The sequence below is a fragment of the Photobacterium sp. AWH4_225 genome (assembly GCF_056158405.1).
The window spans coordinates 344,062-366,729 of the sequence record NZ_JBSWTF010000004.1; the positions used below are offsets into that span (position 1 = coordinate 344,062).

Annotated in this window: 19 protein-coding genes; 8 read left to right on the top strand and 11 right to left on the bottom strand. The window is 44.3% G+C overall.

Annotation, left to right across the window (positions count from 1 at the left end):
- Nucleotides 1–9: 9 nt before the first annotated feature.
- Together ACXAD4_RS19000 and sstT are read left to right on the top strand one after the other, a co-directional pair.
- A complete protein-coding gene (locus ACXAD4_RS19000; RefSeq protein WP_475243400.1) occupies nucleotides 10–1,686 on the top strand; it encodes a BatD family protein in 1,677 nt (558 codons plus the stop codon).
- 264 nt (nucleotides 1,687–1,950) lie between these two features.
- Nucleotides 1,951–3,192 carry a serine/threonine transporter SstT gene (gene sstT, locus ACXAD4_RS19005; RefSeq protein ID WP_475243401.1) on the top strand — a complete coding sequence of 414 codons (1,242 nt, stop codon included), beginning with the start codon at nucleotides 1,951–1,953 and terminating at the stop codon, nucleotides 3,190–3,192.
- A 99-nt stretch (nucleotides 3,193–3,291) separates the two neighbouring features.
- Here sstT and ACXAD4_RS19010 read toward each other — a convergent pair whose 3' ends face one another.
- Nucleotides 3,292–4,266 carry an outer membrane beta-barrel protein gene (locus ACXAD4_RS19010; RefSeq protein ID WP_475243402.1) on the bottom strand — a complete coding sequence of 325 codons (975 nt, stop codon included), beginning with the start codon at nucleotides 4,264–4,266 and terminating at the stop codon, nucleotides 3,292–3,294.
- Between the two features lie 351 nt (nucleotides 4,267–4,617).
- On the opposite strand from ACXAD4_RS19010, the gene ACXAD4_RS19015 reads away from it, so the two are divergent.
- Complete coding sequence (locus ACXAD4_RS19015; RefSeq protein WP_475243403.1) at nucleotides 4,618–6,144, top strand: NAD(P)-binding protein; 1,527 nt, start codon at nucleotides 4,618–4,620, stop codon at nucleotides 6,142–6,144.
- Between the two features lie 94 nt (nucleotides 6,145–6,238).
- Here ACXAD4_RS19015 and ACXAD4_RS19020 read toward each other — a convergent pair whose 3' ends face one another.
- The 3 genes from ACXAD4_RS19020 to ACXAD4_RS19030 all read right to left on the bottom strand — a co-directional run bounded on the left by ACXAD4_RS19020 (nucleotide 6,239) and on the right by ACXAD4_RS19030 (nucleotide 8,539).
- Complete coding sequence (locus ACXAD4_RS19020) at nucleotides 6,239–6,562, bottom strand: cupin domain-containing protein (protein ID WP_475243405.1); 324 nt, start codon at nucleotides 6,560–6,562, stop codon at nucleotides 6,239–6,241.
- 55 nt (nucleotides 6,563–6,617) lie between these two features.
- Nucleotides 6,618–7,280, bottom strand: a complete 663-nt coding sequence (locus ACXAD4_RS19025; RefSeq protein ID WP_475243406.1) for a chromosome segregation ATPase — start codon at nucleotides 7,278–7,280, stop codon at nucleotides 6,618–6,620.
- A 197-nt stretch (nucleotides 7,281–7,477) separates the two neighbouring features.
- Nucleotides 7,478–8,539 carry a PTS sugar transporter subunit IIC gene (locus ACXAD4_RS19030; RefSeq protein ID WP_475243407.1) on the bottom strand — a complete coding sequence of 354 codons (1,062 nt, stop codon included), beginning with the start codon at nucleotides 8,537–8,539 and terminating at the stop codon, nucleotides 7,478–7,480.
- A gap of 279 nt (nucleotides 8,540–8,818) precedes the next feature.
- On the opposite strand from ACXAD4_RS19030, the gene ACXAD4_RS19035 reads away from it, so the two are divergent.
- Together ACXAD4_RS19035 and ACXAD4_RS19040 are read left to right on the top strand one after the other, a co-directional pair.
- Nucleotides 8,819–9,733 (top strand): DNA ligase, encoded by a 915-nt coding sequence (locus ACXAD4_RS19035; protein ID WP_475243409.1) that lies wholly within the window; start codon nucleotides 8,819–8,821, stop codon nucleotides 9,731–9,733.
- A 697-nt stretch (nucleotides 9,734–10,430) separates the two neighbouring features.
- Nucleotides 10,431–11,591 carry an MFS transporter gene (locus ACXAD4_RS19040; RefSeq protein WP_475243410.1) on the top strand — a complete coding sequence of 387 codons (1,161 nt, stop codon included), beginning with the start codon at nucleotides 10,431–10,433 and terminating at the stop codon, nucleotides 11,589–11,591.
- A gap of 651 nt (nucleotides 11,592–12,242) precedes the next feature.
- Here the strand turns inward: ACXAD4_RS19040 and ACXAD4_RS19045 are convergent.
- Nucleotides 12,243–14,993: a hybrid sensor histidine kinase/response regulator gene (locus tag ACXAD4_RS19045; RefSeq protein WP_475243412.1), complete on the bottom strand. Its 2,751-nt coding sequence runs from the start codon at nucleotides 14,991–14,993 to the stop codon at nucleotides 12,243–12,245.
- 101 nt (nucleotides 14,994–15,094) lie between these two features.
- Between ACXAD4_RS19045 and ACXAD4_RS19050 the strand changes: the two genes are divergently transcribed.
- Together ACXAD4_RS19050 and ACXAD4_RS19055 are read left to right on the top strand one after the other, a co-directional pair.
- The gene (locus ACXAD4_RS19050) at nucleotides 15,095–15,577 is read left to right on the top strand and encodes a hypothetical protein (protein WP_475243413.1); all 483 of its coding nucleotides are present in this window, start codon (nucleotides 15,095–15,097) and stop codon (nucleotides 15,575–15,577) included.
- A 3-nt stretch (nucleotides 15,578–15,580) separates the two neighbouring features.
- The gene (locus ACXAD4_RS19055) at nucleotides 15,581–16,636 is read left to right on the top strand and encodes a porin (protein ID WP_475243415.1); all 1,056 of its coding nucleotides are present in this window, start codon (nucleotides 15,581–15,583) and stop codon (nucleotides 16,634–16,636) included.
- Between the two features lie 113 nt (nucleotides 16,637–16,749).
- On the opposite strand, the gene ACXAD4_RS19060 is transcribed toward ACXAD4_RS19055, so the two are convergent.
- Both ACXAD4_RS19060 and ACXAD4_RS19065 read right to left on the bottom strand, forming a co-directional pair.
- Nucleotides 16,750–17,193 carry a GNAT family N-acetyltransferase gene (locus tag ACXAD4_RS19060; protein WP_475243416.1) on the bottom strand — a complete coding sequence of 148 codons (444 nt, stop codon included), beginning with the start codon at nucleotides 17,191–17,193 and terminating at the stop codon, nucleotides 16,750–16,752.
- 108 nt (nucleotides 17,194–17,301) lie between these two features.
- Complete coding sequence (locus tag ACXAD4_RS19065; protein WP_475243417.1) at nucleotides 17,302–18,207, bottom strand: ROK family protein; 906 nt, start codon at nucleotides 18,205–18,207, stop codon at nucleotides 17,302–17,304.
- A gap of 108 nt (nucleotides 18,208–18,315) precedes the next feature.
- On the opposite strand from ACXAD4_RS19065, the gene ACXAD4_RS19070 reads away from it, so the two are divergent.
- Nucleotides 18,316–18,531, top strand: a complete 216-nt coding sequence (locus ACXAD4_RS19070; RefSeq protein WP_317522957.1) for an acetyltransferase — start codon at nucleotides 18,316–18,318, stop codon at nucleotides 18,529–18,531.
- Between the two features lie 69 nt (nucleotides 18,532–18,600).
- Here ACXAD4_RS19070 and ACXAD4_RS19075 read toward each other — a convergent pair whose 3' ends face one another.
- The 4 genes from ACXAD4_RS19075 to ACXAD4_RS19090 form a co-directional block, all read right to left on the bottom strand.
- On the bottom strand, nucleotides 18,601–19,170 hold the full coding sequence (locus ACXAD4_RS19075) for a PqiC family protein (RefSeq protein WP_475243419.1): 570 nt from the start codon (nucleotides 19,168–19,170) through the stop codon (nucleotides 18,601–18,603).
- Between the two features lie 17 nt (nucleotides 19,171–19,187).
- On the bottom strand, nucleotides 19,188–20,834 hold the full coding sequence (pqiB, locus tag ACXAD4_RS19080) for an intermembrane transport protein PqiB (RefSeq protein WP_475243420.1): 1,647 nt from the start codon (nucleotides 20,832–20,834) through the stop codon (nucleotides 19,188–19,190).
- Nucleotides 20,827–22,161 carry a PqiA/YebS family transporter subunit gene (locus tag ACXAD4_RS19085; protein WP_475243421.1) on the bottom strand — a complete coding sequence of 445 codons (1,335 nt, stop codon included), beginning with the start codon at nucleotides 22,159–22,161 and terminating at the stop codon, nucleotides 20,827–20,829. Before ACXAD4_RS19085 ends, pqiB begins: the two co-directional genes overlap by 8 nt.
- Before the next feature lie 157 nt (nucleotides 22,162–22,318).
- Complete coding sequence (locus ACXAD4_RS19090) at nucleotides 22,319–22,663, bottom strand: 4a-hydroxytetrahydrobiopterin dehydratase (RefSeq protein ID WP_475243422.1); 345 nt, start codon at nucleotides 22,661–22,663, stop codon at nucleotides 22,319–22,321.
- Between the last annotated feature and the right edge of the window lie 5 nt (nucleotides 22,664–22,668).

Here is a 22,668-nt window from a genome sequence, read left to right on the forward strand (position 1 = left end):
AGTATAAATATGTTTAGCTTTCAACGTACACCCAATGTGGGTAATCACTGGCTGAAAATGCTATTTTTGGGGTGGCTACTGTCTTTTTCAGTGTCTTCATATGCCGCCCAAGCCGTTGCAACGGTTTCTAAAAATATCGTTGGCGTTAATGAGGTATTCCAGCTGACGATTAGCGTCGACGATAACGTGAATACAAATGCGCTAGACCTTAGCGTGCTCGACGATGACTTTAATTACGGCTCCCCATCGGTAAGCAGTGGAACAAGCTTTGTTAACGGTGTCGTGACTCGCCAAACTGAATGGAAAATTGCCGTTGCCGCAAAAGAAGTCGGTGAGTTTACAATCCCGAGCTTTCGCATCGGTGCCAGCCAGACTGATCCTATTACCATGACAGTCATGAAATCTGCGAACAAGTCGACAACCAGTGCATCCAAGCCTGAAATTCGAATTGATGCGGAAAGCAATAAAGACCAACTGTATGTCGGAGAAAGCATTCGCTACACCGTGAGAATACGTATTGGCGAGCAAATGAGCCAAGCTGCTCTGCAAGCTCCTTCAGGTGATGGCCTGAATGTGAAGCAACTGGGCGAAGATCGTCAGGTCGAAACAGTACTGAATGGACGCCGCTACCTGATTATTACCCGTGACTACCAGATCACTGCCAATAAATCTGGTGACATCCTTCTTCGCGGTGCCAAATTTACCGGTAACCTGATTAAAGGTAATCGTGGTTTTGGCTCAACCTTGCAGATCCCGTTCGAAGAGCAAGCTGATGACCTGACGCTCTCAGTATTGGCCAAGCCTGCTGATTACAAAGGACTGTGGCTTCCAACCGAAGCCTTAGAGCTGGAGCAGCAATGGCAACCAGAAGTCAATGAGATAAAAGTCGGCGAACCGATTAGCCGGACCATCACCTTACGTATTAAGAATGCGGAACAAAGTACGCTACCCAACCTTAACTTGCAGTACCCGAACTCGGTGAGAGTTTATGATGAAAGCCCTGTCTATGGCAGCGATGATGACTTTACTTTTATGACCATCAAACAAGTGATCATCCCGCGTCAGTCGGGAGAGATCACGTTACCACCGTTGTCGATCAATTGGTGGAATACTGCTACCTCAAAGCAAGAAACCAGTAAAATAGACGGCTTAACATTATCGGTATTGCCAGGCGATCCAAGTTCACAGGCATTCTTGCCCCCTCAAGCATTACAATCTGACAATACTGAGCCGGTAGCAACAAATGTTCAGACAGAAATTGTTGTAGATAGTGGATGGTGGCCTTGGCTTTCCTTATGCCTTGCCATACTTTGGCTAGCAACGTTAGTGCTATGGCTCCTTGAGAGGAACAAGCCTAAGCAGCAACTTCAACCATCAAATACAGCAGCCAAGACACAACAGCTTACGCCTGTTGACGGGATGATTGATGCACTAGAGAGAAACCAACCGGTTCAGCTTCAAAGCTACTACCAACAATGGCTTAAACTGCACCCTATCCACCCGCTCAATACAGAGCTGGACAAAGCAATACAGCATGTTATGCAATGCCACTACAGCAAAAACAAACACCAGATAAGTGACAATGATAAGCATAATGCGCTATCTGTTATGCAAAGACTGAATAAAACAACCATTACAAGTGTAAATTTGAAGTCAAGTGCACTTGAGCCAATAACCCCTAAATAACAGCACTTTATTACCCACAAAGCCCACCTATTGGTGGGCTTTTTAACATTCCCTATCGAATACTTGACTCCCTCTTTAACAATCTCCTGCGGCTAAGCGAATAGAATTAAAGGCTTCAATACCAGCAGAAATAGACTGTTAATTTTGTGTGAACCGAAAGTTTCTTTAATAGACTATGGAAATGTGCCAAAATTCCTGTTACAAAATGTGTCGCAGGCAAGATTTAATGCTTAGCGTCAAAACTATAAATATGCAGGATGTATTATGAATCAAACACAACCCTTTCTAGCCCGAGTCGCGAATGGAAGCCTGGTAGTACAAATACTAATTGGTATTGTCGCCGGTGTTATCCTCGCACTATTCTCACCCGCTTCAGCTGTTAAAGTTGGCTTCTTAGGCGGCTTGTTCGTCAGTGCCCTTAAAGCAGTTGCTCCTATTTTGGTCTTCATTCTTGTCGCCTCTTCTATCGCTAACCAGAAGAAAGGCGCACATACCAATATGAAGCCGATCATCGTGCTGTACCTATTCGGTACCTTGATGGCATCGCTAACCGCCGTAACCATGAGTTTCCTTTTCCCTACCACTCTAACTCTAGTTACCGGTGCGACTGGCGCTACACCGCCTGAAGGCATTACAGAAGTCCTGAATACACTACTATTCAAGATTGTCGATAACCCTGTAAACGCCCTAATGTCTGGTAACTTCATTGGTATTCTTGCATGGGCCATTGCCCTTGGCTTTGCCCTTCACCAAGCCAGTGACGCAACTAAGCAAGTCTTCCACGATGTATCGAATGGCATCACACTGATTGTTCGCTTTGTTATTCGCCTAGCGCCAATTGGTATCTTCGGCCTAGTGGCAAATACGTTTGCAGAAACAGGTTTTGACGCCCTATTTGGTTATGGTCACCTACTTGCTGTACTACTAGGCTCAATGGCTGTTATCGCATTTGTGGTAAACCCAATCATTGTTTTTGTGAAAACCAAAGAGAACCCATACCCACTGGTACTTCGCTGTATCCGTGAAAGTGGTATCACTGCTTTCTTCACCCGTAGCTCAGCGGCAAATATCCCAGTAAACATGCAGCTATGTAAAGATCTAGACTTGCATGAAGATACTTACTCTGTGTCTATCCCTCTGGGTGCAACCATCAATATGGCAGGTGCTGCAATTACTATCACGGTTCTGACTTTGGCTGCAGTACACACTATGGGTATCGACGTTGATGTGGCAACAGCTGTGCTATTGAGTGTGGTTGCTGCTGTATCGGCATGTGGTGCTTCTGGTGTGGCCGGTGGTTCGCTACTGTTGATCCCTCTAGCATGTAGCTTGTTTGGTATTCCAAACGATGTGGCGATGCAAGTTGTTGCGGTTGGCTTCATCATTGGTGTTATTCAGGATTCAGCTGAAACAGCTCTGAACAGCTCAACTGACGTAATCTTTACAGCTGCGGCATGTAAGGCGGCTGAAGCAAAGCTTGAAAGTGCTGACGTTAAAGCTGCTTAACAACGCATCTTTATCTAAACAAATTCGGCACTAACAAAATGAAAAATCCAGCATCAAAGATGCTGGATTTTTGTTTGAAACGCTAGCATAGCTTAGCTGTTATTGTTCCATTTCGAAGCCAGGAACAAACACTTCTACACGACGGTTCTGAGCACGCCCCTCTTCGGTATCATTAGTTGCAACAGGCTCTAGCTCACCGCGCCCCTGTGCAACGATACGGCTCTCATCAATACCAAAGTGATTACCTACATACCCTGCAACTACCGCAGCACGGTCTTCAGATAATTTCTGGTTGTATTCAATCGAACCACGACTATCCGTGTGACCAACTACATAAAGTTGGGTATCAGGGTACTTCACAAGCTGCTGGGCAACAGGCTGAAGCAGCTCAATATCACGTTGGGTTAGTTTGTCACTATCGAAGGCAAATGGTAGCACAGCACCCACGGCTTCAACTTTCACAATCTCAGGGACAGGTTCTGGCATTGGTTCTGGCTCTGGCTCGACGACAGGCACAGGCGCTGGTGCACCCCAGTGATACACTAAGCTCAAACCATAGAAGTGAATGTCACTTTCACCTGGAGAATCAGTATCACCCACCTGATTGTAGTATTGGTATTCAGCACGAGCTGACAAGTCATTGTTAAAGAAATACTCAATACCGACACCAGCGGTTCCTGCCAAGCCACTCTTATCATCGTTTACAACACTGTTGTCTGCATCGAAGACAAAGCCACCGAGCTTACCGTAAATATCAAACGAGTCAGAGACTTCGTAGGTAAATTTACCCAGCAGATCAATACCCTGAACTTCAAAGCCATCATTTGAGTAGTCGGCTTGGCCGAGATAAGTGTAACCACCCTCTAGTGCAAACCAAGAGTTAAAGTTATACCCGACGAAGACACCACCACCCCAATCATCTTTGTCGGCATTCTGGCCTTTGATCACGCCATCTAGGTTGTCATACGTTGTTCCACCGACACGGGCACCCACATACCATGGATTATCTGTGGCAGCGTGAACAGCGCCGGATATCAACAGTGCAAGCGGAAGTACCTTGAAGACTTTATTCATAACTAACTGTCCTTATTTATTATTTACCACTACCACATTAGGTGTAGAACAAAGAACAGCTTTTGTACAAATTTCGATAACAAAATTCTTCAATAAAAAGAGCAAATAAGGTGATCTTTTACCCAAATTATTTTCGAACAGCATTAAGTTTAAACAGAGACTTAGAACGTTTACTCTCGAAAGCTGTTTCAAATGAGTCTAAAAAGCTCAATTTGAGAGCAAAAAAGTCACACAAATTTTTATTCATTTACCAAAAATTATAATGTCCCTATTCTTTTTCGGTTTTCAATGTGATCTATGCACAGTAAAATCGGGTAACTTAGATTTTGTAATATAACGACGCGCATTTGTATGAAAGAACAAGCTAAACCGCACAATCATCACCCCTCTTTGTCGGTAGGTATTATTGGCGGTGGCATAGCAGGCTCAACCATTGCGCTGCGTCTGGCTGAGTTAGGCATCAACGTCGAGATTTTTGAAGAAGGTACCAGTCTGGTAAATGGGCCACCTATCTGCCACCTTCATGCCGGTGGTAATTTATACCGTGAGATCTCAGACGAACAATGCATCGCACTCCTCCAGCAGTCTATCGATTCACTCAAAATCTTTCCGCATACTGTCAATATCCGCCCGACGGTGATTGCAACGCCGAAACATGACAAAGGGGATCCTGGTGCCCTTATCCCTCGATTAGAGAAACTGCAATCTTTTTACCAGCAGTTAGTCAATGAAGATCCTGCTAACCAGGTCATTGGAAAACCGGCTAATTACTTCAAACTCTACTACCAAGAAGATCTTGAAGTGCTTTCACAGCGAGACATGCCTACGTGTCCAGTCAGCTTTGATGACTGGATGATCCCTGTTGCGAGAAACTTAGATCTAGACCAATTTAAATATCCTTTGGTGCTTGTTCAAGAATATGGTTGGAGTGTTTTCCGTCTTGCGGCTACCGCCAACCTTGCGCTGAATAAGCTCCCTACTAGTCGTGTCCATACACAATCTAAAGTCACGCTCGTATCTCAACATGCTGATTCCAGTTGGCAAATTGAATACCAAGAGTACGATTCAAACTGCCAGGACTATGTTACCCGCCACCTTAATGTTGACTACCTTATCAATGCCTGTGGCTTCCAAACCGGTGTCATTGATGACATGGCAAAACAACAGCGTCGTCGTCTGGTAGAGTTTAAAGCTGCTTATGTTACCCATTGGCCTGATTGCCAAGGAAGCTGGCCTGAAGTGATATTTCATGGTGAACGAGGCACTCCAGATGGCATGGCGCAGCTGACACCTTACCCTGACGGTTATTTCCAGCTACACGGCATGACAGAAGATATTACCTTGTTCAAGCAGGGTCTCGTCAAAAGCACCTCGCACAGTGCACAACCGAAACTGTCAGATAGCTTTATACATAAAATTAAATCTGGCTGGGATAATAACGAAGTCGACACTCGTACAACGCGTGCCATTAAGCACATGTCCCGCTTCGTACCTACTTATCAATCTGCCCAAGTCGGAGGTAACCCCCTGTTTGGTGCCCAGCAAATCCCTGGAAACGACATTACCTTAAGAGCCGCAGATGTTTCCTTTGCCGGAGATCGCTATGCCCGTACTGAAATTGTGAAAGCGTCTTCTGCATTGTCGGCTGCAAACAGTATCGTTGAACAACTTCAAAACGATGGCCTTTTTGCTTTAGATAGCAGCAATGCGGCTCAAAGTTTAGATAGCAGCAATGCGGCTCAAAGTATTGAGCAACATTTTCCTGTGACAAGGTCACTTTCAGCACATGAAGTCGAAGCCTACGCCATCCAGCTTGCCCACGAGCGAGACTACCCAGAAGCATTGGCGAAAACCTTGTCATTTGATTTGGAAAGCTAGTCATCTTTCTAATGAAATAAACGGGGCTAAAATAGCCCCGTTTATTCATCTAAAATGCAGCACATTAGCCTTAATTTTTAGCCAAGCTCTATTACTAATTGTCCGAGTAAAACACAGCCAGCCAAATGGTATCCTGATCAGGATCAGTCCAAGAGACACGATGGCGTTGATGAGAAGGGATATTAATGTGATCGCCTACTTCCATTGAGACTTCACGCATTCCGTCTTCAAAAAGGAGCTTGGCACTGCCTTTTACGACCATGACCCACTCCGCTTCATCTTGATCGTACCAATCGCCTTCAGGGGTAATATGACCACGAGACACAATACGCTCAACCCTCACCGAGTCAGTCTTTAGGATATCCTCAAAAAGCTCATCCGGTAATGACGTAGGGATCGTGCCAAACAAGTTATTCATTCGCTCTCCTAAAGAAAAAGGCGAGCCTAAGCTCGCCTTTTACCTAATTCATAAATTATTTCAGTTTCGGAATTTCTATCTCAATACGTTGGTTTAACTGGTCGAGCTCTTGCTCCAATGCAGCCAGTTGCGCTTGCTCACCTTCAACCACTTTTAACCGCGCCTCGTATTTATCACAGTCGGCTTGTGAAACCCAGTTCCAGCTAGTACCTGACTTGAACTCATCACAAGCTTGCTTGAATTCAGCAGCCACTTGTTCTGCCTTTTTGACATCTGCTTTTGCTGCTCTGATCTGCTTTTGAAGCTCCAACTGTTGTTGGTATAAGGCTTTTGAGTTATCCAATACCGCTTTTTGCTGTTCAGCGGTGCTAGTTAATTTAACTACTTGGGTATCGAGCTTTTTCTTGGTCACAACCAAAGACTTTTTCTCAGTCGTCATGGCCGCCATTTTTTGCTCAAATTCGGCTTTTTGATCCTCAATCGCTTGTTGTGAGGTTTTCAACTCAGTACGAACTTGCTCAATATCAAGTGCGCTTTGGGTTTGAAATGCTTCAAACTCTTGCTCGATTGCTGACTTTTGAGCAATCAATTGCTGGTTTTTCTGCTGAAGTTGATCAAACTCTTCTTGTGTTGGTCGAGGCGTGCGGTGCCAAACAGCGGTTGTCAACAAACCACCTATAACCAAACCAGCAACTAAAGATATTTTCCAAGATGTCATATAACGATATCCATAAGTATTGGAAATGTTTCCCTCACAGGGCAGCAATACAGCTATTTACAACATAAAACGGTTGGCAATCGAACAAGCAAAATCCAACTGCTAACTATTAAATTATCAGTGTAGAGAAACCGAATGTCAGATTTATATCAAATTTTCCGGAAATTCTATACAGCTAAAAGACTTGGAATTGTTTGTCATTGCAAGTTGAGCTTTAGATCACCTTCTTTTATCCAACCAGCTTTTCTAAGCATCTCGGAAAACAGCAAAGTAAGAAGCGCAGGGAGTACAAAGTGCAGCAAGACAATCACGCCGTACATCGTCATGCTATCCCAGCCAGCAGCTTCTAATGCAATAACACTCTGAATCTGCCCGACAAAGCCCGATGTACCCATACCGGCACCCAATGGGGTATTTTCCACAGCGAAAATCGAGGTCGCTACTGGGCCAAGGATCGCAGATGTCAGAATAGTCGGGATCCAAATTTTATAGTTTTTGATGATATTAGGCATTTGCAGCATGGACGTTCCGAGCCCTTGAGCCATCACCCCTGCCCAGCGGTTTTCACGGAAGCTCATTACCGCAAAGCCCACCATTTGAGCACAGCACCCGACCGTAGCCGCACCTGCGGCTAGCCCGTTAAGACTCAACATAATAGCTATTGCTGCACTGCTAATAGGTAGCGTTAGCGCCATCCCCATCAATACAGCCACAACGACACCCATCAAGAAAGGCTGCAATAGCGTCGCAGACATGATCAAGTCACCCAGCGATGTCATAAACTGGCTGATATAAGGACCAATCAATGTCCCGACTAAAACACCGCTGATCATTGTCACAGCGGGTGCAACAAGTATATCGACCTTGGTTTCATTAGCGACCAGCTTACCCAGTTCAGTGGCAATCAGTCCCGATACGAATGCACCTACAGGCCCTCCTAGCATGGCACCAGCTGCGCCTACCGTCGTTACCGAAAACATAACCAGTGGTGGAGCCTTCAAAGCAAAGGCCACAGCTACCGCGATAGCAGGGCCAGTCATTTGCTTTGCTAAAGGCCATAGCGTTTCAGTAAACAAAGGGATACCAAATTTGATCCCTACCGTGTTCAAAATCGAACCGATCAGAAGTGATGAAAACAACCCCAGAGCCATAAAACTCATGGCATGGATAAAGTAAGTTCTTGGTGAAAGCGAGACACCTTTGCGCTGGAAAAACGCTTGGCATTGAGCAGAAAAAGTAGCGGACTGGGTACTGGACATGATTAAACGTAACTAGATATCTAAAGCACAAACACGCAATTCTATGCCTGCCCTGCCAAGATGCAACAAAATTACTCAAAGTATTAATATTTCTGCCCCTCTCCTAGCCCAAATCCACAACAGCTCCCATATCTATGCGTGTCCGACTTAAAACATAAGCAATAAAGTGTTGGCTGAGTCGCAAACATTACGCCCCAATTGAAGTGATATTTTTCTCAGCGCTGTTTAGACCGTAACCATCAGCTCTATCTGTTTTTATACACTGAAATGAGGCAATAGATGGTTACTTGTTCAACACTTCCGATCAACATAAAACTTAGCGCGCTATCTGCGTTAATAGCACTCGCCATTAGCCCCTTTGGCACAGCAACCGATTCGCACCCTATAAGCCAAACGCTCATGCACTCACGCAGTATCGACATCAACAAGATTGAATCTGATGATGAACTCATTGAGCAGCTCGACACTTTCTTTGCGAGCGAAAAACTAGATGGCATCAGAGCAATTTGGACAGGTCGTGATCTTGTGACCAGACAAGGGAATCCGATCAATGCGCCTTTGTGGTTCATAGAGTCTTTACCTATGGACACATGGCTTGAAGGAGAGTTGTGGATTGAACGTCAACAGTTCCAAAAACTCAGTAGTATTGTTAGAGATAAAGACCCCAATGACAAACAATGGAAACAAGTGAAGTTCATGGTTTTTGACTCACCGTCATTACAATCACCATTTGCTGGTCGATTACAAGCTATTGAAACTTTTATTAACGCTATAAACAAACCCTATATAAAAATGCTTCCTCAGCTCGAAGTGAACCGCTATGAAGAGCTAGACCGTCTTCTTGACAATATCATCAGCCAAGGTGGTGAGGGTGTCATGCTGCACCGCAAGGATAATCTATACCATTCAGGTAAAAGCCATGCGCTCATCAAAATTAAACCTTATCAAGATGCTGAGGCTATCGTCGTCGGCTATGAACCCGGTAAAGGAAAATATAGCGGTCAAATGGGTGCAATTTGGGTCATCACTCCTAATAACAAGAAATTTAAGATTGGCACTGGTTTCAGTGAACGAGACAGGCAGTCCCCTCCGGCTCTCGGTACTATTGTTCAATACCGGTTCAATGGATACACCGACAGCGGTATTCCTCGTTTTGCGCGCTTCTTGAGAGAACGTTCTAGCCCAGACTCTTAAGCCGTAATATCTTGAAAAGTTATAGATAAAAAAAGTACTACTCCCCCGCTACTGAGAGTAGTACGTAAAAAGATGTGATTGTGTACCATCTGCTGCAATCATTACCTCGTATAAAGAGTGTCAGATTGCAAATTTACTGTTGCATTATGCTTGCCAACTTTTGAAGTACCAATAATCAACAACTTAATTCACCCTGTGTATGACTACCGCCCCAAAACAGTGAATGCTTGCACTACACAGTAGCAAAAGGCCTCACGCTTTGAAGCTGAGGCCCCTCTTTTCTAGCGTTAATAAAAAAATCATATTTTGAACATTAAAATCTTCATTGATTACCGGCTTAACAAATTATTTAGCCTACTAATCATTTTAGAATCGAAAACCACATAAAAACTCACAACACTAAGCATTTAACCACCATAAAATCAGCGATTTAATTAACAATCACCCATATATCAATAGCTAACTTAACTTTATCCATCAAAGCTTCTTTATGATGATATTAATCAGATAAATTTGATTGTTATTTCACATTAGAATTAGTCATTTTACTCGCCCTAATTTTATCGCCATAGTCCCGATCAGCGACAATCCCTTGGGCATGTTCAATGCCTATATCATCGCCTGAACACCCTGTTATAGCCGCTTCTCAACCTGAGAAAGTGGTCATTTATTTGCTTAATTTTTGGAGATCACTGTAGTGAACAAGCACGCTACGCCATCCGCAAAGAATCCTGTTTGGGTTCCTATTTTGGGGCTATCTATTTTTGCCATCGCCTCAGGGTATTTTATGAGTGTGCTTCCTTTAACATTGGCAAGCCATCATATACCTGAATCTGCAGCCGGATGGCTTGCAAGCATTTATTACTTTGGTCTTTTAGCTGGTGCAATGCTGATCGAACCTGTGATCAAAAAGGTTGGTCACCGTATGGCATTTATTGGTTTCGTGGCCATGTTAGCCTCATCAGTAATCTTCATGGGGTTAACATCAGCGCTTAGCCTTTGGATGGCCAGTCGCTTTGTTGCGGGCTTTGCCGTTGCAGGCATTTTTGTGGTGATCGAATCCTGGCTACTAATTGGTGATAGCAAAGAGGAACGGGCCAAAAACCTAGGCCTTTATATGACTTCACTATACGGTGGTACGACCGTGGGCCAACTTGGCATTGGTGTTATTGGCACAAGTGGCGTGTTGCCATTTATCGTGACCGTCGCATTGTTATCTCTGGCCATTATTCCTACACTAACATCGAAGCAGTCGAACCCAAGCCAAGCAGAACATGTGAGCTTGAGCTTGAAGCAAATTCTTGCCCTTAGCAAACCAGCATTAATTGGTTGTTTGGTTTCGGGTATTGTAATGGGGTCAATATACGGGTTATTACCCCTGGCTTTGAAAGCGACCACCAGCAACCTAGAACAAGTCGGTAGCTTAATGGCTGCGACAGTGTTGGGTGGAATGAGCATTCAGCCAGTGCTAAGTAAACTCTCGTGCAAGATGCCAAAATCACTGCTTCTAGCTTTGATGAGCCTTCTAGGTGTATTCGCGATGGGGTTATTGCATATAGATAACAGCTACGGGGTACAAATTGTGGCTCTTGCCCTATTGGGGATGTCGGCATTTGCGCTTTACCCGATAGCCATCACTCTAGCCTGCGATGGCCTAGAGTCAGCTTCAATTGTCTCAGCCACGCAAATTATGCTATTTAGCTACAGTGTGGGATCAGCATTTGGCCCAGTTGCAGCGAACTACATCATGCAAACTGAGACAGGACTAACCGGGTTTTTCTTTGCAGTAATGACGGCTACAGCTATTTATATGTTGATGGTGAGCCTAAGAACCAAGCCTACGGCCATTGCACAATAAAAATCGGAAATGATTAAGTACCAAAAAATTTTCTAGGACTAGAAATAAGAGCGGGCGCGACTTTCGTCGCGCCCTTTGGTCTTACTTGCAGCAATCCGGCTACTAAGATGCTCCCTGCATCATTCCATGATAAAGCTGTTTCCTTCAGCGCTTCCCTTTTATATCCGTCCTGGACATGTCCTATTGGTCTCGCCTTGACCCGTCGATCCATCCTGTCTCGACTCTCTTCTCCATCCTGGAGGTGTCCCTAACTTCTTCCTGAAGTGGTCCATCTGCGTCGTCATGACTAGTAAGCATCCTACTTACCGTATCGCTTCCGTTCGATTATCCCTTCACAGTCCTTGTCCGATAAATCATCCTGATCCACCGACCTCTTCCTGAGGTTGCCAACTTCCCTGGCCGCTTTCCTGTTCCGTTCCGTCAGTTCCTTCCGACGCAGTTAAGATTACGCGAACTAAAAATCTTAACAACCAATAAAGATCACATTTCTAATATCCATTTCGGCGCTATACAACAAATCACCTATAAATTATTGTTTTAAAAAGGAACATATATTTACGCAAATATCATCTGACATGCATAAACATAAAAATCCCACCGATTTGTAAGAGATCTCTCACAAGCCAGTGGGATGATTACACATTAAAACACCTAAACAGTTTGCTCTTCTATATTTTCTGACCGGCTTAAATCTTCAAGTTTCTCTAGCAAAATATCCTTCTTAAAGGGTTTGGCCACATAATCATTCATCCCTACTTCATAACATTTCGAGATATCAGCATCGAGAACGCTGGCTGTGAGAGCAATGATATGCAAACTAGGGACTGCCGCTTCTTTTTCCCACGCCCTAATCGCTTCTGTCGCGGTAAAGCCATCCATCACCGGCATCATACAATCCATAAGAATGGCATAGTATTGATGGCCGGCTTTGACTTTATCAACGGCCTCCTGGCCATTATTAGCTATATCAAATTGGTAGCCGGCTTTTTTCAAAAACAACCCTGCAACTTTCTGGTTTACAGCATTATCTTCAACAATCAGCACTTCTGGTTGTTCAGTTGTCGGTTCCTGGATTTGCTCTGAAACTTCAGTTGTTTTTAAGGTAGAGGGAGCAGTTTCAACAGACAAACTGGATTTAACTGGCTGCATTTCACTTTGTTGAAGAGAAACCGGCGTTTTTTTAATTTCCAACGCCTTAGTGAGAGTTTTGACTAATCGCTTGCCAAAAAATGGCAAGGTGACAATGCCAGCAATCATATTGCCAAAGTCATGTTGTTCATTTCGATGGTCAACACACAGTATGATATTGAGGCTTGGCATCATCGAATTGATTAACCCCAGATCGTATTGGGTCTGTTTGATACTTTGCTGACAGTAGAAAATGACATCAAAGTCCTTTTCTGATTGCATTGAGAGATCGGCTAAATCTACAGCAGTAGAATGAATGCCAAGACTATGACATTCAGCCTCTATGCGATGCGTCGCTGGCTTATTCGCGCCCAGAACGATCGCTTTGCGGGTACTCAGGGTATCTAAAGAATTATCATGAGCTTTACACACCTCTACATCCAAACTGAAGAAGAATCGGCTACCTACCCCTTTTTCAGATTCAAGCGCTAGCTCCCCTCCCATTAACTCGACAAGCTGACGACAAATGGCCAGACCTAGGCCTGTCCCGCCAAACTGTCGTGTAATTGAACTATCTTCTTGTATAAATGGTGCAAATACCTGCGCCTGCTTATCTTTTTCGATACCTATGCCGGTATCTACCATTGAGAAAACCAACTTGGCACGACCATCCCGATGCTCCACACAATCTATTTCAAGCGTTACCCCACCTTCTTGGGTGAACTTGACCGCATTGGAGGCCAAATTCATCAATACTTGCCTCAATCTGTGTTCATCCAAAATTACTATGGCGGGTAAATCAGGATCGATTTTCACATCCAGATTAAGCTGACTTGAGGTTGCTTTTGCTAGCACTACGGTCATTGTATCGTAAGCTATTTCAGCCACTCGGCTTTCACTTGGCGATAAAACAAGATTACCGGATTCAATCTTCGACAGATCCAAAATATCATTAATCAACAACAACAATGTCTGAGAAGAGGTTTCAATCGTCTGGACGTACTCCGACTGTGAGGGGGTCAGATCGGTATCAGAGAGAATACCAGACATCCCAATTATGCCGTTTAGTGGGGTACGAATTTCATGTGACATATTGGCCAAAAAAGAGCTCTTAGCTAGGTTGGCTTTTTCGGCTTCATCCTTAGCTTGAATTAGCTTGTTGTGGTTATCTATTCGCTCTTCAATCATGCCATTCAGCTGATGGCTAAATACAGTAAATTCATCTTTACCATCAACTTTAATCTTGGCAGCTGAGTGATCATTATTACTTGTTTCAAGCAACGACATGGCTTTGAGTATCCGGCTCAAATATGAGCCAATTCGCCGGATAAGATTAACCCCAAGCCAAATAATCATGGTAACAGACAGTAGGATCACGCCAGCATATAACCAGATAAGTACCTTAGATTGGCTGATACTCCCCTGGATATCTCTGGCTAACTCACGACTTATCTCAACAACAACAAATTGAATTAATGCATAGCGCTCATCCAGCGCTGAGAATGAATCACTCTCACTAAATCCACTAAAAGAATCTGAGAAAATACTTTCACGTAACTGGTAGCTAGTGGAAAAAACGGGGTTGGCAAAAGTTTTACGTAGCAATTCAATCTGAGATGGATTGGCACTCACCGATAAATAACGCTCGATGATTAATTGCTGCCGTTCAATAATTGTATCTAATTGCTCTTTGTAATCGGCGGCTTGTTCTGGTTGGCTAGCGATTATTCGGATATACCAGTTTTCTTGTTGCGCCCAGAGTTGAAGCCATTGAAGTTGGTATAAAATTGATAACTTCTGCTCGATGTTAGTATCTGCAACATTCAAAGGGGCTTTTTCTAATGAAACCAAGTTTTGGATAAGAAGATCGAATCCCCAGTCAGACCAATCATTGACATCCATGGCTTCTACAAACTCATATTCAGTAATGAGATCTTTCATCTCCTCACTGGTAGACATTGGCTCGGTCGAATCACTCGTTGGGAAGGCTTGAGGAATTAAAACAGAATACTGTGATGTACGTTCAATTGCTTTCTCAACTGTTTCACTATTTTCATTACCTGATAACTTATTTAATTTTAAATCGTGAACTGAATTGGAAAATTGTGAATTTGCTTTCAACAACTCCATTCGAGCCGTTAACGTATTCAATGAAGAGACTTTGTCGAAAAGACTCGAAATCTCTATCGTCGCAAAAGCCCCTGAAAACGTAAGTGGCAGAACAACAAGAGAAATCAGCCTAAATTTTATCGAAAATCGATTTAACAGCCCCATAACCTCACCTTGATCAAAAAATCCATTCTTGCCTATTTGTACTCACTTCAATGTCTACTAACATTTATAGCAGGAATAGACGTAATGATGGAACTAAATCAATGATCAAAGGATTGACTTTAAAAAGGTTATTGCCTTTATCGTTATTATTGGCAATTACATCAATAATAATGCCAGCACATGCTGAGGATAACCAAAATATTCAAGATGTGGAGTTTGCAGTATTTTCATTAAATAATGAGATCCCTGCCCTTACAAAAAGTAAGGCGAGAATGCTTTATAAAGGAAGAACAAAGAAGCTAAATGGTAGCATCAAAATAGTCTTGGTCGATTTACCTGAAAAATCGATACACCGGGAAGAATTTTACAATATGCTGCTAGGTAAGTCGGTATCCCAAATGAACGGTTATTGGGCAAGCCTTTCTTTTTCTGGTAAAGGAACACCACCAGAGGAATTGAGCTCTGATGATATTAAAGACATCCTTGAGTGGTTAAACGATAATCCCAATGGCATTGCGTATGCACCCGTTAGTGCAGTACCTGAAAATGCCAACATCCTCATAACTGTCTTACAAGGAGAGTAAGATATGACTCATAAATCATTACTTGCATTCACTCTGCTTGTATCACCATTAACCAGTGTGGCAGCAATACAAATCACCGATAATTTTTCAATCAGCGGATTTGGTTCCACTTCTATTGCTAAAACTGATAACAGTACCCCGTTGTTCGTCAACCGCGAAATTACTGACGATACCTGCTACGACTGTGACACTATCTTTGGCTTGCAAGCTGACTTGTCCATTATCGACAACCTTAATGCATCGGTGCAGGTGGTTAAGCGTCCACAAGACGATTGGTCAGATCCTGAATTGGAATGGGCTTACCTCAATTACGAATTTAACCAGTTCTCTTTCCGTGGCGGTAAGCTGCGTATTCCACTCTTCCTTGTGTCTGAATACTTCTTTGTCGGACAGGCATACACTTGGGCTCGCCCTCCGCAGGATGTCTATGACAGTATTCTTGGGTTTACCTCTTTCGAAGGGGTAAGCGCGACATGGCAATGGGATCCCAGCGATGAAATCGTGGTAAACATTACTCCGTATTACGGCTTTGGCAATGACAATAAAATCGAGTTCAGTGGTAGTGAATTCAATTTCAAGTCAGATTACATGGCCGGGCTATCTACTGAGGTGAGTGGTTTCAACTACCGAATTCACCTTGGCTATATGCGCTCTGAATATCAAATCGAACGACTGGGTATAGCCTCACCGGAAGAAACGACCAATATTTTTACCCTCGGAGGCGAATACTCCTACGACCAATGGCAATTTATGTCAGAAATACAGACAGATGACATCCAGACAAACTGGTATGTCAGTGCAGGCTACAACATCAACGACTTTACCCCCTATTTGGTGTATGGCGAGAGTCACCACCGTCGCAAGTCCAACAGTGTAACAGCTGGCGTACGCTATGATCTAACCCCGAAAATATCGCTCAATGCCGAGTGGCAGGGTATATACATGGACCAGAAAGATTACGACGACTTTAACGACGGTCAATTTGTAAATCCGCCTAAGCGATACGGTGAAGACAAGGACGTGAACCTTTACACCTTGATGCTTAACTTTTTCTTCTAGGGCGAGTCATCCCCCAATAAAACGGAAGCGTCTCCGGTTATTAGCCTGAGACGCTTCTTCTGTCTTTATACCCTCAAGAGAACCCTAAGGGTCATGCACATTTATCGAGTGACTCACATATCTTGATGCAATTTCATATGAAGTATCGGGAAAGGTTTGCCCATACCGTCAAGCGGTGAGCGAGATTCGACTTTGAAGCCCATGTGCTGGTAGAAACCAACAGCTTGCGGGTTTTGCTCATTCACATCGACAAATAGAGCGCCCAGCTCATCTATCGCATGCTGAAGCAAGATCTTACCTACCCCTTTACCTCTGGCGTCATCATGAACAAACAGCATTTCTACTTTTGCATCATGAACACCAACAAAGCCCAAAATCATACCCTGCGTGCCTTTGACACACTTCAGAGTAACAGCAGGGAACGCCTGCTCAATAATAATAGGCTTAAAGAAATCAATGTCCTCTTCAGTAATGAAGTCATGAGTCGCTCGGACTGAATTCTCCCAGACGCTCAGTAGCTCTGAGTAATCTTTGGAGTTAACACTTTCTACAATCATCTTGTTCTCTTTAGAATCAGTTTTCGGTACAAAGTGCAGCCGCGAGCGAAGAATATACCATGCCCCCACTTATCGGGCTATTTCACTTGCCTATTTATCTAGCATGGATTATTTCACTAACATGGCTGCGCCGAACACTCCCGCACTGTCTCCTAGTGCCGGTTTTGCCAGCACGGTATTGAGAGTTGGGTTAAACAAATGAGGAAGAATCGCATCTCTACCCTCTGAATACAGCGACTCAATATTACCCACACCGCCACCGACGACAATGACGTCCGGATCGATGACATTAATGATTGAGGCAACCGCAAGGCCGAAATAGGAATGCATTCTATCAATTGTCTGCTTCGCCAATTGATCACCCTGTGCAGCAAATGACACAATGTCAGGCAAGCTCAAGTTGCTGTCACTATGCTCTCTGTAATAGCGCTCTAACCCTTTGCCAGACAGTACTGTTTCAACACAGCCCTGCTTGCCGCAGTAACAAGGTGCACCACCGGCTTCAAGCACATTGTGCCCCCATTCACCGGCAATGCCATGGCAGCCATTAAGCACCTTGCCATTAACCACAATACCGCTACCGACACCGGTTCCCATGATGATGCCAAATACCACTTCGGCATCCGGTTTAATCTGCTTCGCAACGCCCAACGTCGCTTCAGCCAAAGCAAAGCAATTGGCATCGTTAGCTAACTTAACAGAGCATCCCAATATGGCTTGAAGATCTTTATCCAGTGGCTGGCCATTAAGATGGGTCGAGTTACTGTTCTTCATTGTGCCAGTCGCTGGATCTAACGTTCCTGGCGTTCCAAACCCAACCGATTTAGGATACTCACCAACTTCTTCTGCACATAGTTCAATTAGCTTTTTAATCTGCCCCAGAACATGCTGGTAGCCCTGTTCGCCCTCAGTGGGTATGCGCTTACGCAATACACAGTGATCATCAGCATATTGCATCACCGCGCACTCAATTTTCGTTCCACCTAGGTCAATGCCCCAATAAAAATTACTCATAGCTCTCCTGCTCTGCAAAGCGCGTAAAATCAGCCATACTTATACCAAAACATAATGGCTCCGATGGTGAGTTATCATCATTATTTCAATAAATTTTGGAGATTTGTGATGTTTCTAAAAGAGTCACGCACTGGTGATTTAGTTGACGTCATCGATATGTCTTCTTTGATCAACCCATTCTCCTCGCATGTTAAAGTGCAGTATCAGTCTGGCGAAGATCTTGCCGATCCAGTCACTATCGACAAACAAAACCTAGCCTTCCCATCAGGAGAAGAATTACCTGAATGCTGGATCAACGGTTACTATCGGCACAGCCAGCGTTAGCCCAAACAAAAGAGCCCTCACTTCACAATGAGGGCTCTTTCTTATGTCCATACAATTGGATTTAACCAATTACAGCGTTAAACCGCCCATGCTCTGACTGATTTGGTTAGTTAAACGAGCAACCCCTTCAGCAAGGGCTTTGACCTGCGCATCGTAACCATCTTGTTCCAATGGGACCTGAATGAAAAACGGTTGCCTTGCCAAGGCTTCTCCTTGTTCACCTACTAGCAGCCATTGTCCACTCAATCGAGCCAGACCGCTATAGTGCCCATTGAACTGGGTAAATTTCACCTGCAACTTCGGTAGTGCATTGCTGTTGACAACAGGGGTCAATTCATCAAACCAATACCTTGATTGCTTCTGGCGTAAATCATGGGTAATCATTCGGGTCAACTGACGCGAAAGGCTCTCCGCCCATAGGTTCTGTTGAGCCTGCACCACTTCAGTCTCACTGGTTTGGTAAACCAACCCAGTACCAGCAAGATGCTCTGCAACTTCTACAGGACGCACAATTACAACGGGCTGATGCTTATTGGCAAACGCCATGGTCAAATCACTACTCTGATCAGGTAGTAAGTATGTTTTAGTAACAGGCTCGGTTGAGCTACAACCTGCTACAGCAAGCAGAATTAACGCCATCAAGCTTCCCTTTAACATTATTGACGTCCTCCTACTGGAATTGGGTCAGCGGCTTTCTCGCCACTGAAGATCAACGAATTGGGCTTTTCATTTATTTGGCGTAATACCGGCTGCAACTCGGCCATTACCTGCTCAAACTGAACCAGCGCCTGCTCAAGGCTCTGATATGGCGCCCCGTCAGGGCTATAACCGTTGAGGGTATCTTGGATTTGCTGCAAGCTTTCACGGATCTCACCCGGAATCGCTTTAGTGTCTTTCTGGGCTAGTAAGCTATTCAACTCCTTAGCCACTTTCTCAGCCGCTAGTAAGGTTTTCTGAGAGGTTTCCAGCGTCTTGTTGAGCGTTAACAGTGTATCCTCAACCGGCAAATTGTTGATCTTCTTCAGCACTGAAGAAATTTCTTTCTGAATTTGGGCAAACCCACCCGCTTTGGTTGGGAACACATCATATTCACCATAGGTTTGATGTTTATATCTATTCTCTTCTTCAAAGACACCCACATCCACCAAAAGGGCTCCTGTCAGCAAGTTAGCCGTTTTCAACGACCCACGCAGACCGTATTTGAACTCTTCTTCAAGGCTTGCTTTAAGCAAATCCAAATTATCATACCTGACATGGGCTATTACCCTGTCCAGTTCGATACGCACTAATACAGGGATTTCTCTATTGGAGAAGTTTTTCTCACTGGCCATGATATCGAGTGGCACTTTACGTACGGTACCAATTTGAATACCGCGGTACTCAACTGGCGCGCCCGGCTTCAGTCCACGAACGGACTCATCAAACAGCATCACATACTCAAGATAGTCCTCGAAGAAACGCTCACGTACTTGCTTGATATTATTGTATAAACGGAACTTTGATTTTTCTTTAGTAATGAGCTCGCCAGGTTCACGACCTTTTGGTACGCGGAAGCTTACCCCGCCAGTGATCAACGATTCAATAGAACCAATTTTCAAGTTAAAGCCTTCAGCAGACATCTGAAGATCCACGCCTGAAGTCAACCAGAAGCGGGTACTCTTACGGATCAGGCTGTTGTAAGGTTCGAATATAAATAGTTGGTAGTGTGCTTTTTTGGTTTCTGTATCAAACGTAACGTTCTCTACCCTGCCGACAGTAAAGCCTTCATAAAGCACAGGATCGCCAACACCCAGTTTCCCTGCTTCATTGTGGGTCAAAATTAGGCGCAAGCCCTTAGCATCTGGCGGAGCCACAGGAGGAATATCCAGTACTTCAAAAGAGCGCTTTTCTTTGTCACTTTTACCCGGTTGTAATTGGATATAAGCACCAGATAACAAAGTATCTAGACCAGATACCCCAGACTTACCGATACGAGGCTTCACCACCCAGAACAAGGTATCATCTTTGAGCATGCGCGCTGCGTCTTTGTCCATTTGCGCAGTCACTTCAATGGCACTGTAATCCTCATTCAAGATAACCCCGGTCACAACACCGACTTTCACATTCAGCGCTTTGATCTCAGTCTTGCCAACCTCAATGCCCTCTGCCGTATCGATTTTCAGTGTAATTTCAGGGCCTTGACTGGTGATAAACTGAAACAACATCCAGATACCGATACCCACAGCAATAACAGGCACCAGCCATATTGATGAAATTTGTTTTATGGCTTCTTTCTTAGCCTGTGGAGGTGAGGATTCACTCATAACTATTTTTCTCTTTATTATCGTTCACATAGCCTGCAGATGATTCAAACGCCGAATCCTTTGGCCAAAAAACGCGCGGATCAAAAGTCATTGCCGATATCATGGTTAGCAATACTACACAGGCAAAAGATAGTGCAGCAGGGCCTGGGTATATGGCCATCAGATTCTGAAGCTGAACCAAAGCCACTAAGATGGCCACCACGAATATATCTATCATCGACCAACGACCGATCAATTCGGTTATTCGGTATATCTTCAACTTCTGAACGGCTTTCTTCTCATCGGCGCTACCGCCTTTCCCCGCGACAATATATAGCCAAGACAAAGCGATAATTTTCGCCAGCGGTATAACCACACTCGCCAAAAAGATAACCGCTGCAATGGGATACGATTTCAATTGCCACAACAGCACTACCCCACCAAGTATGGTTGAACCTTCAGCCTTTCCCAAACTCACGGTATACATCATGGGATAAAGGTTGGCAGGAATAAAAAAGATCGCTGCAGCAAGTAACAATGCCCATGAGCGCTGCAGCATTTGTTGCGGCTCATAAGGGTGCAGCCGACCGTGACATCGGATACAGCGCCCATGCTTTTCGTCGGCTACTGGGTTTAACTGCGAACAAACATGGCAACTAATATGGTTATGGCTGTTATGACAATCTCCCGCTTTGACTCCCTCCTGGGGTTTTAGAGGAAGAAATTGCAACCACAACCAAGTTCGGTCAGCCATAGATACACACTTTACCACCAGCATGGTGTAGAGACAGAAGGCCCAGAATGACATCCCGAGCCCAATATCTGCCAACGATGCAATTTTGATAAGACTAACCAAAACCCCAATGAGAAAAACATCGACCATCAACCAAGGCTCGATGCGAATCATTAAGCGACACAAACGTTTTTCCCATGACGCGATTGGTTTTTTCTCTGGCCTTGTTATTCGCTGTCCGGCCCGGAAATACAAATAAAGCAACGAGAGCAAATACATAGCTGGCAATACGATAACCGTAAGAAGCAGCAGTAATGCCAACAAGCTATTTTGGAAAACACTAAGCATTTCCGCTGAATGCATCAGGGTAATTTCTTGGCTTATGCCTTGCACGCTGAAAGACATAAAAGGGAAGCTGACACTGGCAACCAGCATAACGAGACTGGCCAAGCCATAAGACAATGGTCTTTGGAAAGGCTGGGCAATGCGTTTAACTAATGTGTGGTGGCACCTAGGGCAAACTGATTTCTCATCATCTTTGAGTTCAGGCAACGCTACCACTAATCCACACTCTTCACAGCCGACTAGCGCTTGTCGTTGTTGTGGTTCACCCATTTGTACCTCAATCCACCCTGCCTACTAGCAAGGTCATCCTGTTTGTGAGCGGTATAGTACTTTATTTTCACCTTGGAGCATATTTAAGTTATTAGCACATAACAGAAAAAGCACCCGACTTATTCGAGTGCTTCTCTGAAATAAGAGTTACTGAAGACTATTCCGACGACAAAAGCTGATCCGTTTTGGCGGCACAAATAAAGTCATTCTTGTGCAGCCCTTTTGCCGCATGGCTCCACCAGCGCACCCTTACCTTACCCCATTCCAATGTGATTTCAGGGTGATGAAACTCTTCCTCGGCCAAGGCAGCGACTTGGTCGGTAAAAGCCCAAGCCAATTTGAAATTCTTGAAGGTATACTGACGCTCCAGCTGTTCAACACCGTCAACTTCAACCGCTTGCCAATTAGGCAAAGTGGCCAACAATGCTATTTTTTCATTTTCTGTCACTTTAGGCGCACCACTGTGGCACGCTTCGCATTTTTGTTGATGTAATTCTGTCATCAGTT

What these genes read in the sequence shown, in the direction of transcription:
- ACXAD4_RS19055 (WP_475243415.1), top strand. Translation starts at nt 15,581, where the DNA reads ATGACTCATAAATCATTACTTGCATTCACTCTGCTTGTATCACCATTA.
- ACXAD4_RS19090 (WP_475243422.1), bottom strand. Translation starts at nt 22,663, where the DNA reads ATGACAGAATTACATCAACAAAAATGCGAAGCGTGCCACAGTGGTGCG.
- ACXAD4_RS19070 (WP_317522957.1), top strand. Translation starts at nt 18,316, where the DNA reads ATGTTTCTAAAAGAGTCACGCACTGGTGATTTAGTTGACGTCATCGAT.
- ACXAD4_RS19035 (WP_475243409.1), top strand. Translation starts at nt 8,819, where the DNA reads ATGGTTACTTGTTCAACACTTCCGATCAACATAAAACTTAGCGCGCTA.
- ACXAD4_RS19025 (WP_475243406.1), bottom strand. Translation starts at nt 7,280, where the DNA reads ATGACATCTTGGAAAATATCTTTAGTTGCTGGTTTGGTTATAGGTGGT.
- ACXAD4_RS19085 (WP_475243421.1), bottom strand. Translation starts at nt 22,161, where the DNA reads ATGGGTGAACCACAACAACGACAAGCGCTAGTCGGCTGTGAAGAGTGT.
- ACXAD4_RS19015 (WP_475243403.1), top strand. Translation starts at nt 4,618, where the DNA reads ATGAAAGAACAAGCTAAACCGCACAATCATCACCCCTCTTTGTCGGTA.
- ACXAD4_RS19065 (WP_475243417.1), bottom strand. Translation starts at nt 18,207, where the DNA reads ATGAGTAATTTTTATTGGGGCATTGACCTAGGTGGAACGAAAATTGAG.
- ACXAD4_RS19075 (WP_475243419.1), bottom strand. Translation starts at nt 19,170, where the DNA reads ATGGCGTTAATTCTGCTTGCTGTAGCAGGTTGTAGCTCAACCGAGCCT.
- ACXAD4_RS19020 (WP_475243405.1), bottom strand. Translation starts at nt 6,562, where the DNA reads ATGAATAACTTGTTTGGCACGATCCCTACGTCATTACCGGATGAGCTT.
- ACXAD4_RS19030 (WP_475243407.1), bottom strand. Translation starts at nt 8,539, where the DNA reads ATGTCCAGTACCCAGTCCGCTACTTTTTCTGCTCAATGCCAAGCGTTT.
- ACXAD4_RS19010 (WP_475243402.1), bottom strand. Translation starts at nt 4,266, where the DNA reads ATGAATAAAGTCTTCAAGGTACTTCCGCTTGCACTGTTGATATCCGGC.
- ACXAD4_RS19060 (WP_475243416.1), bottom strand. Translation starts at nt 17,193, where the DNA reads ATGATTGTAGAAAGTGTTAACTCCAAAGATTACTCAGAGCTACTGAGC.
- ACXAD4_RS19000 (WP_475243400.1), top strand. Translation starts at nt 10, where the DNA reads ATGTTTAGCTTTCAACGTACACCCAATGTGGGTAATCACTGGCTGAAA.
- sstT (WP_475243401.1), top strand. Translation starts at nt 1,951, where the DNA reads ATGAATCAAACACAACCCTTTCTAGCCCGAGTCGCGAATGGAAGCCTG.
- pqiB (WP_475243420.1), bottom strand. Translation starts at nt 20,834, where the DNA reads ATGAGTGAATCCTCACCTCCACAGGCTAAGAAAGAAGCCATAAAACAA.
- ACXAD4_RS19045 (WP_475243412.1), bottom strand. Translation starts at nt 14,993, where the DNA reads ATGGGGCTGTTAAATCGATTTTCGATAAAATTTAGGCTGATTTCTCTT.
- ACXAD4_RS19050 (WP_475243413.1), top strand. Translation starts at nt 15,095, where the DNA reads ATGATCAAAGGATTGACTTTAAAAAGGTTATTGCCTTTATCGTTATTA.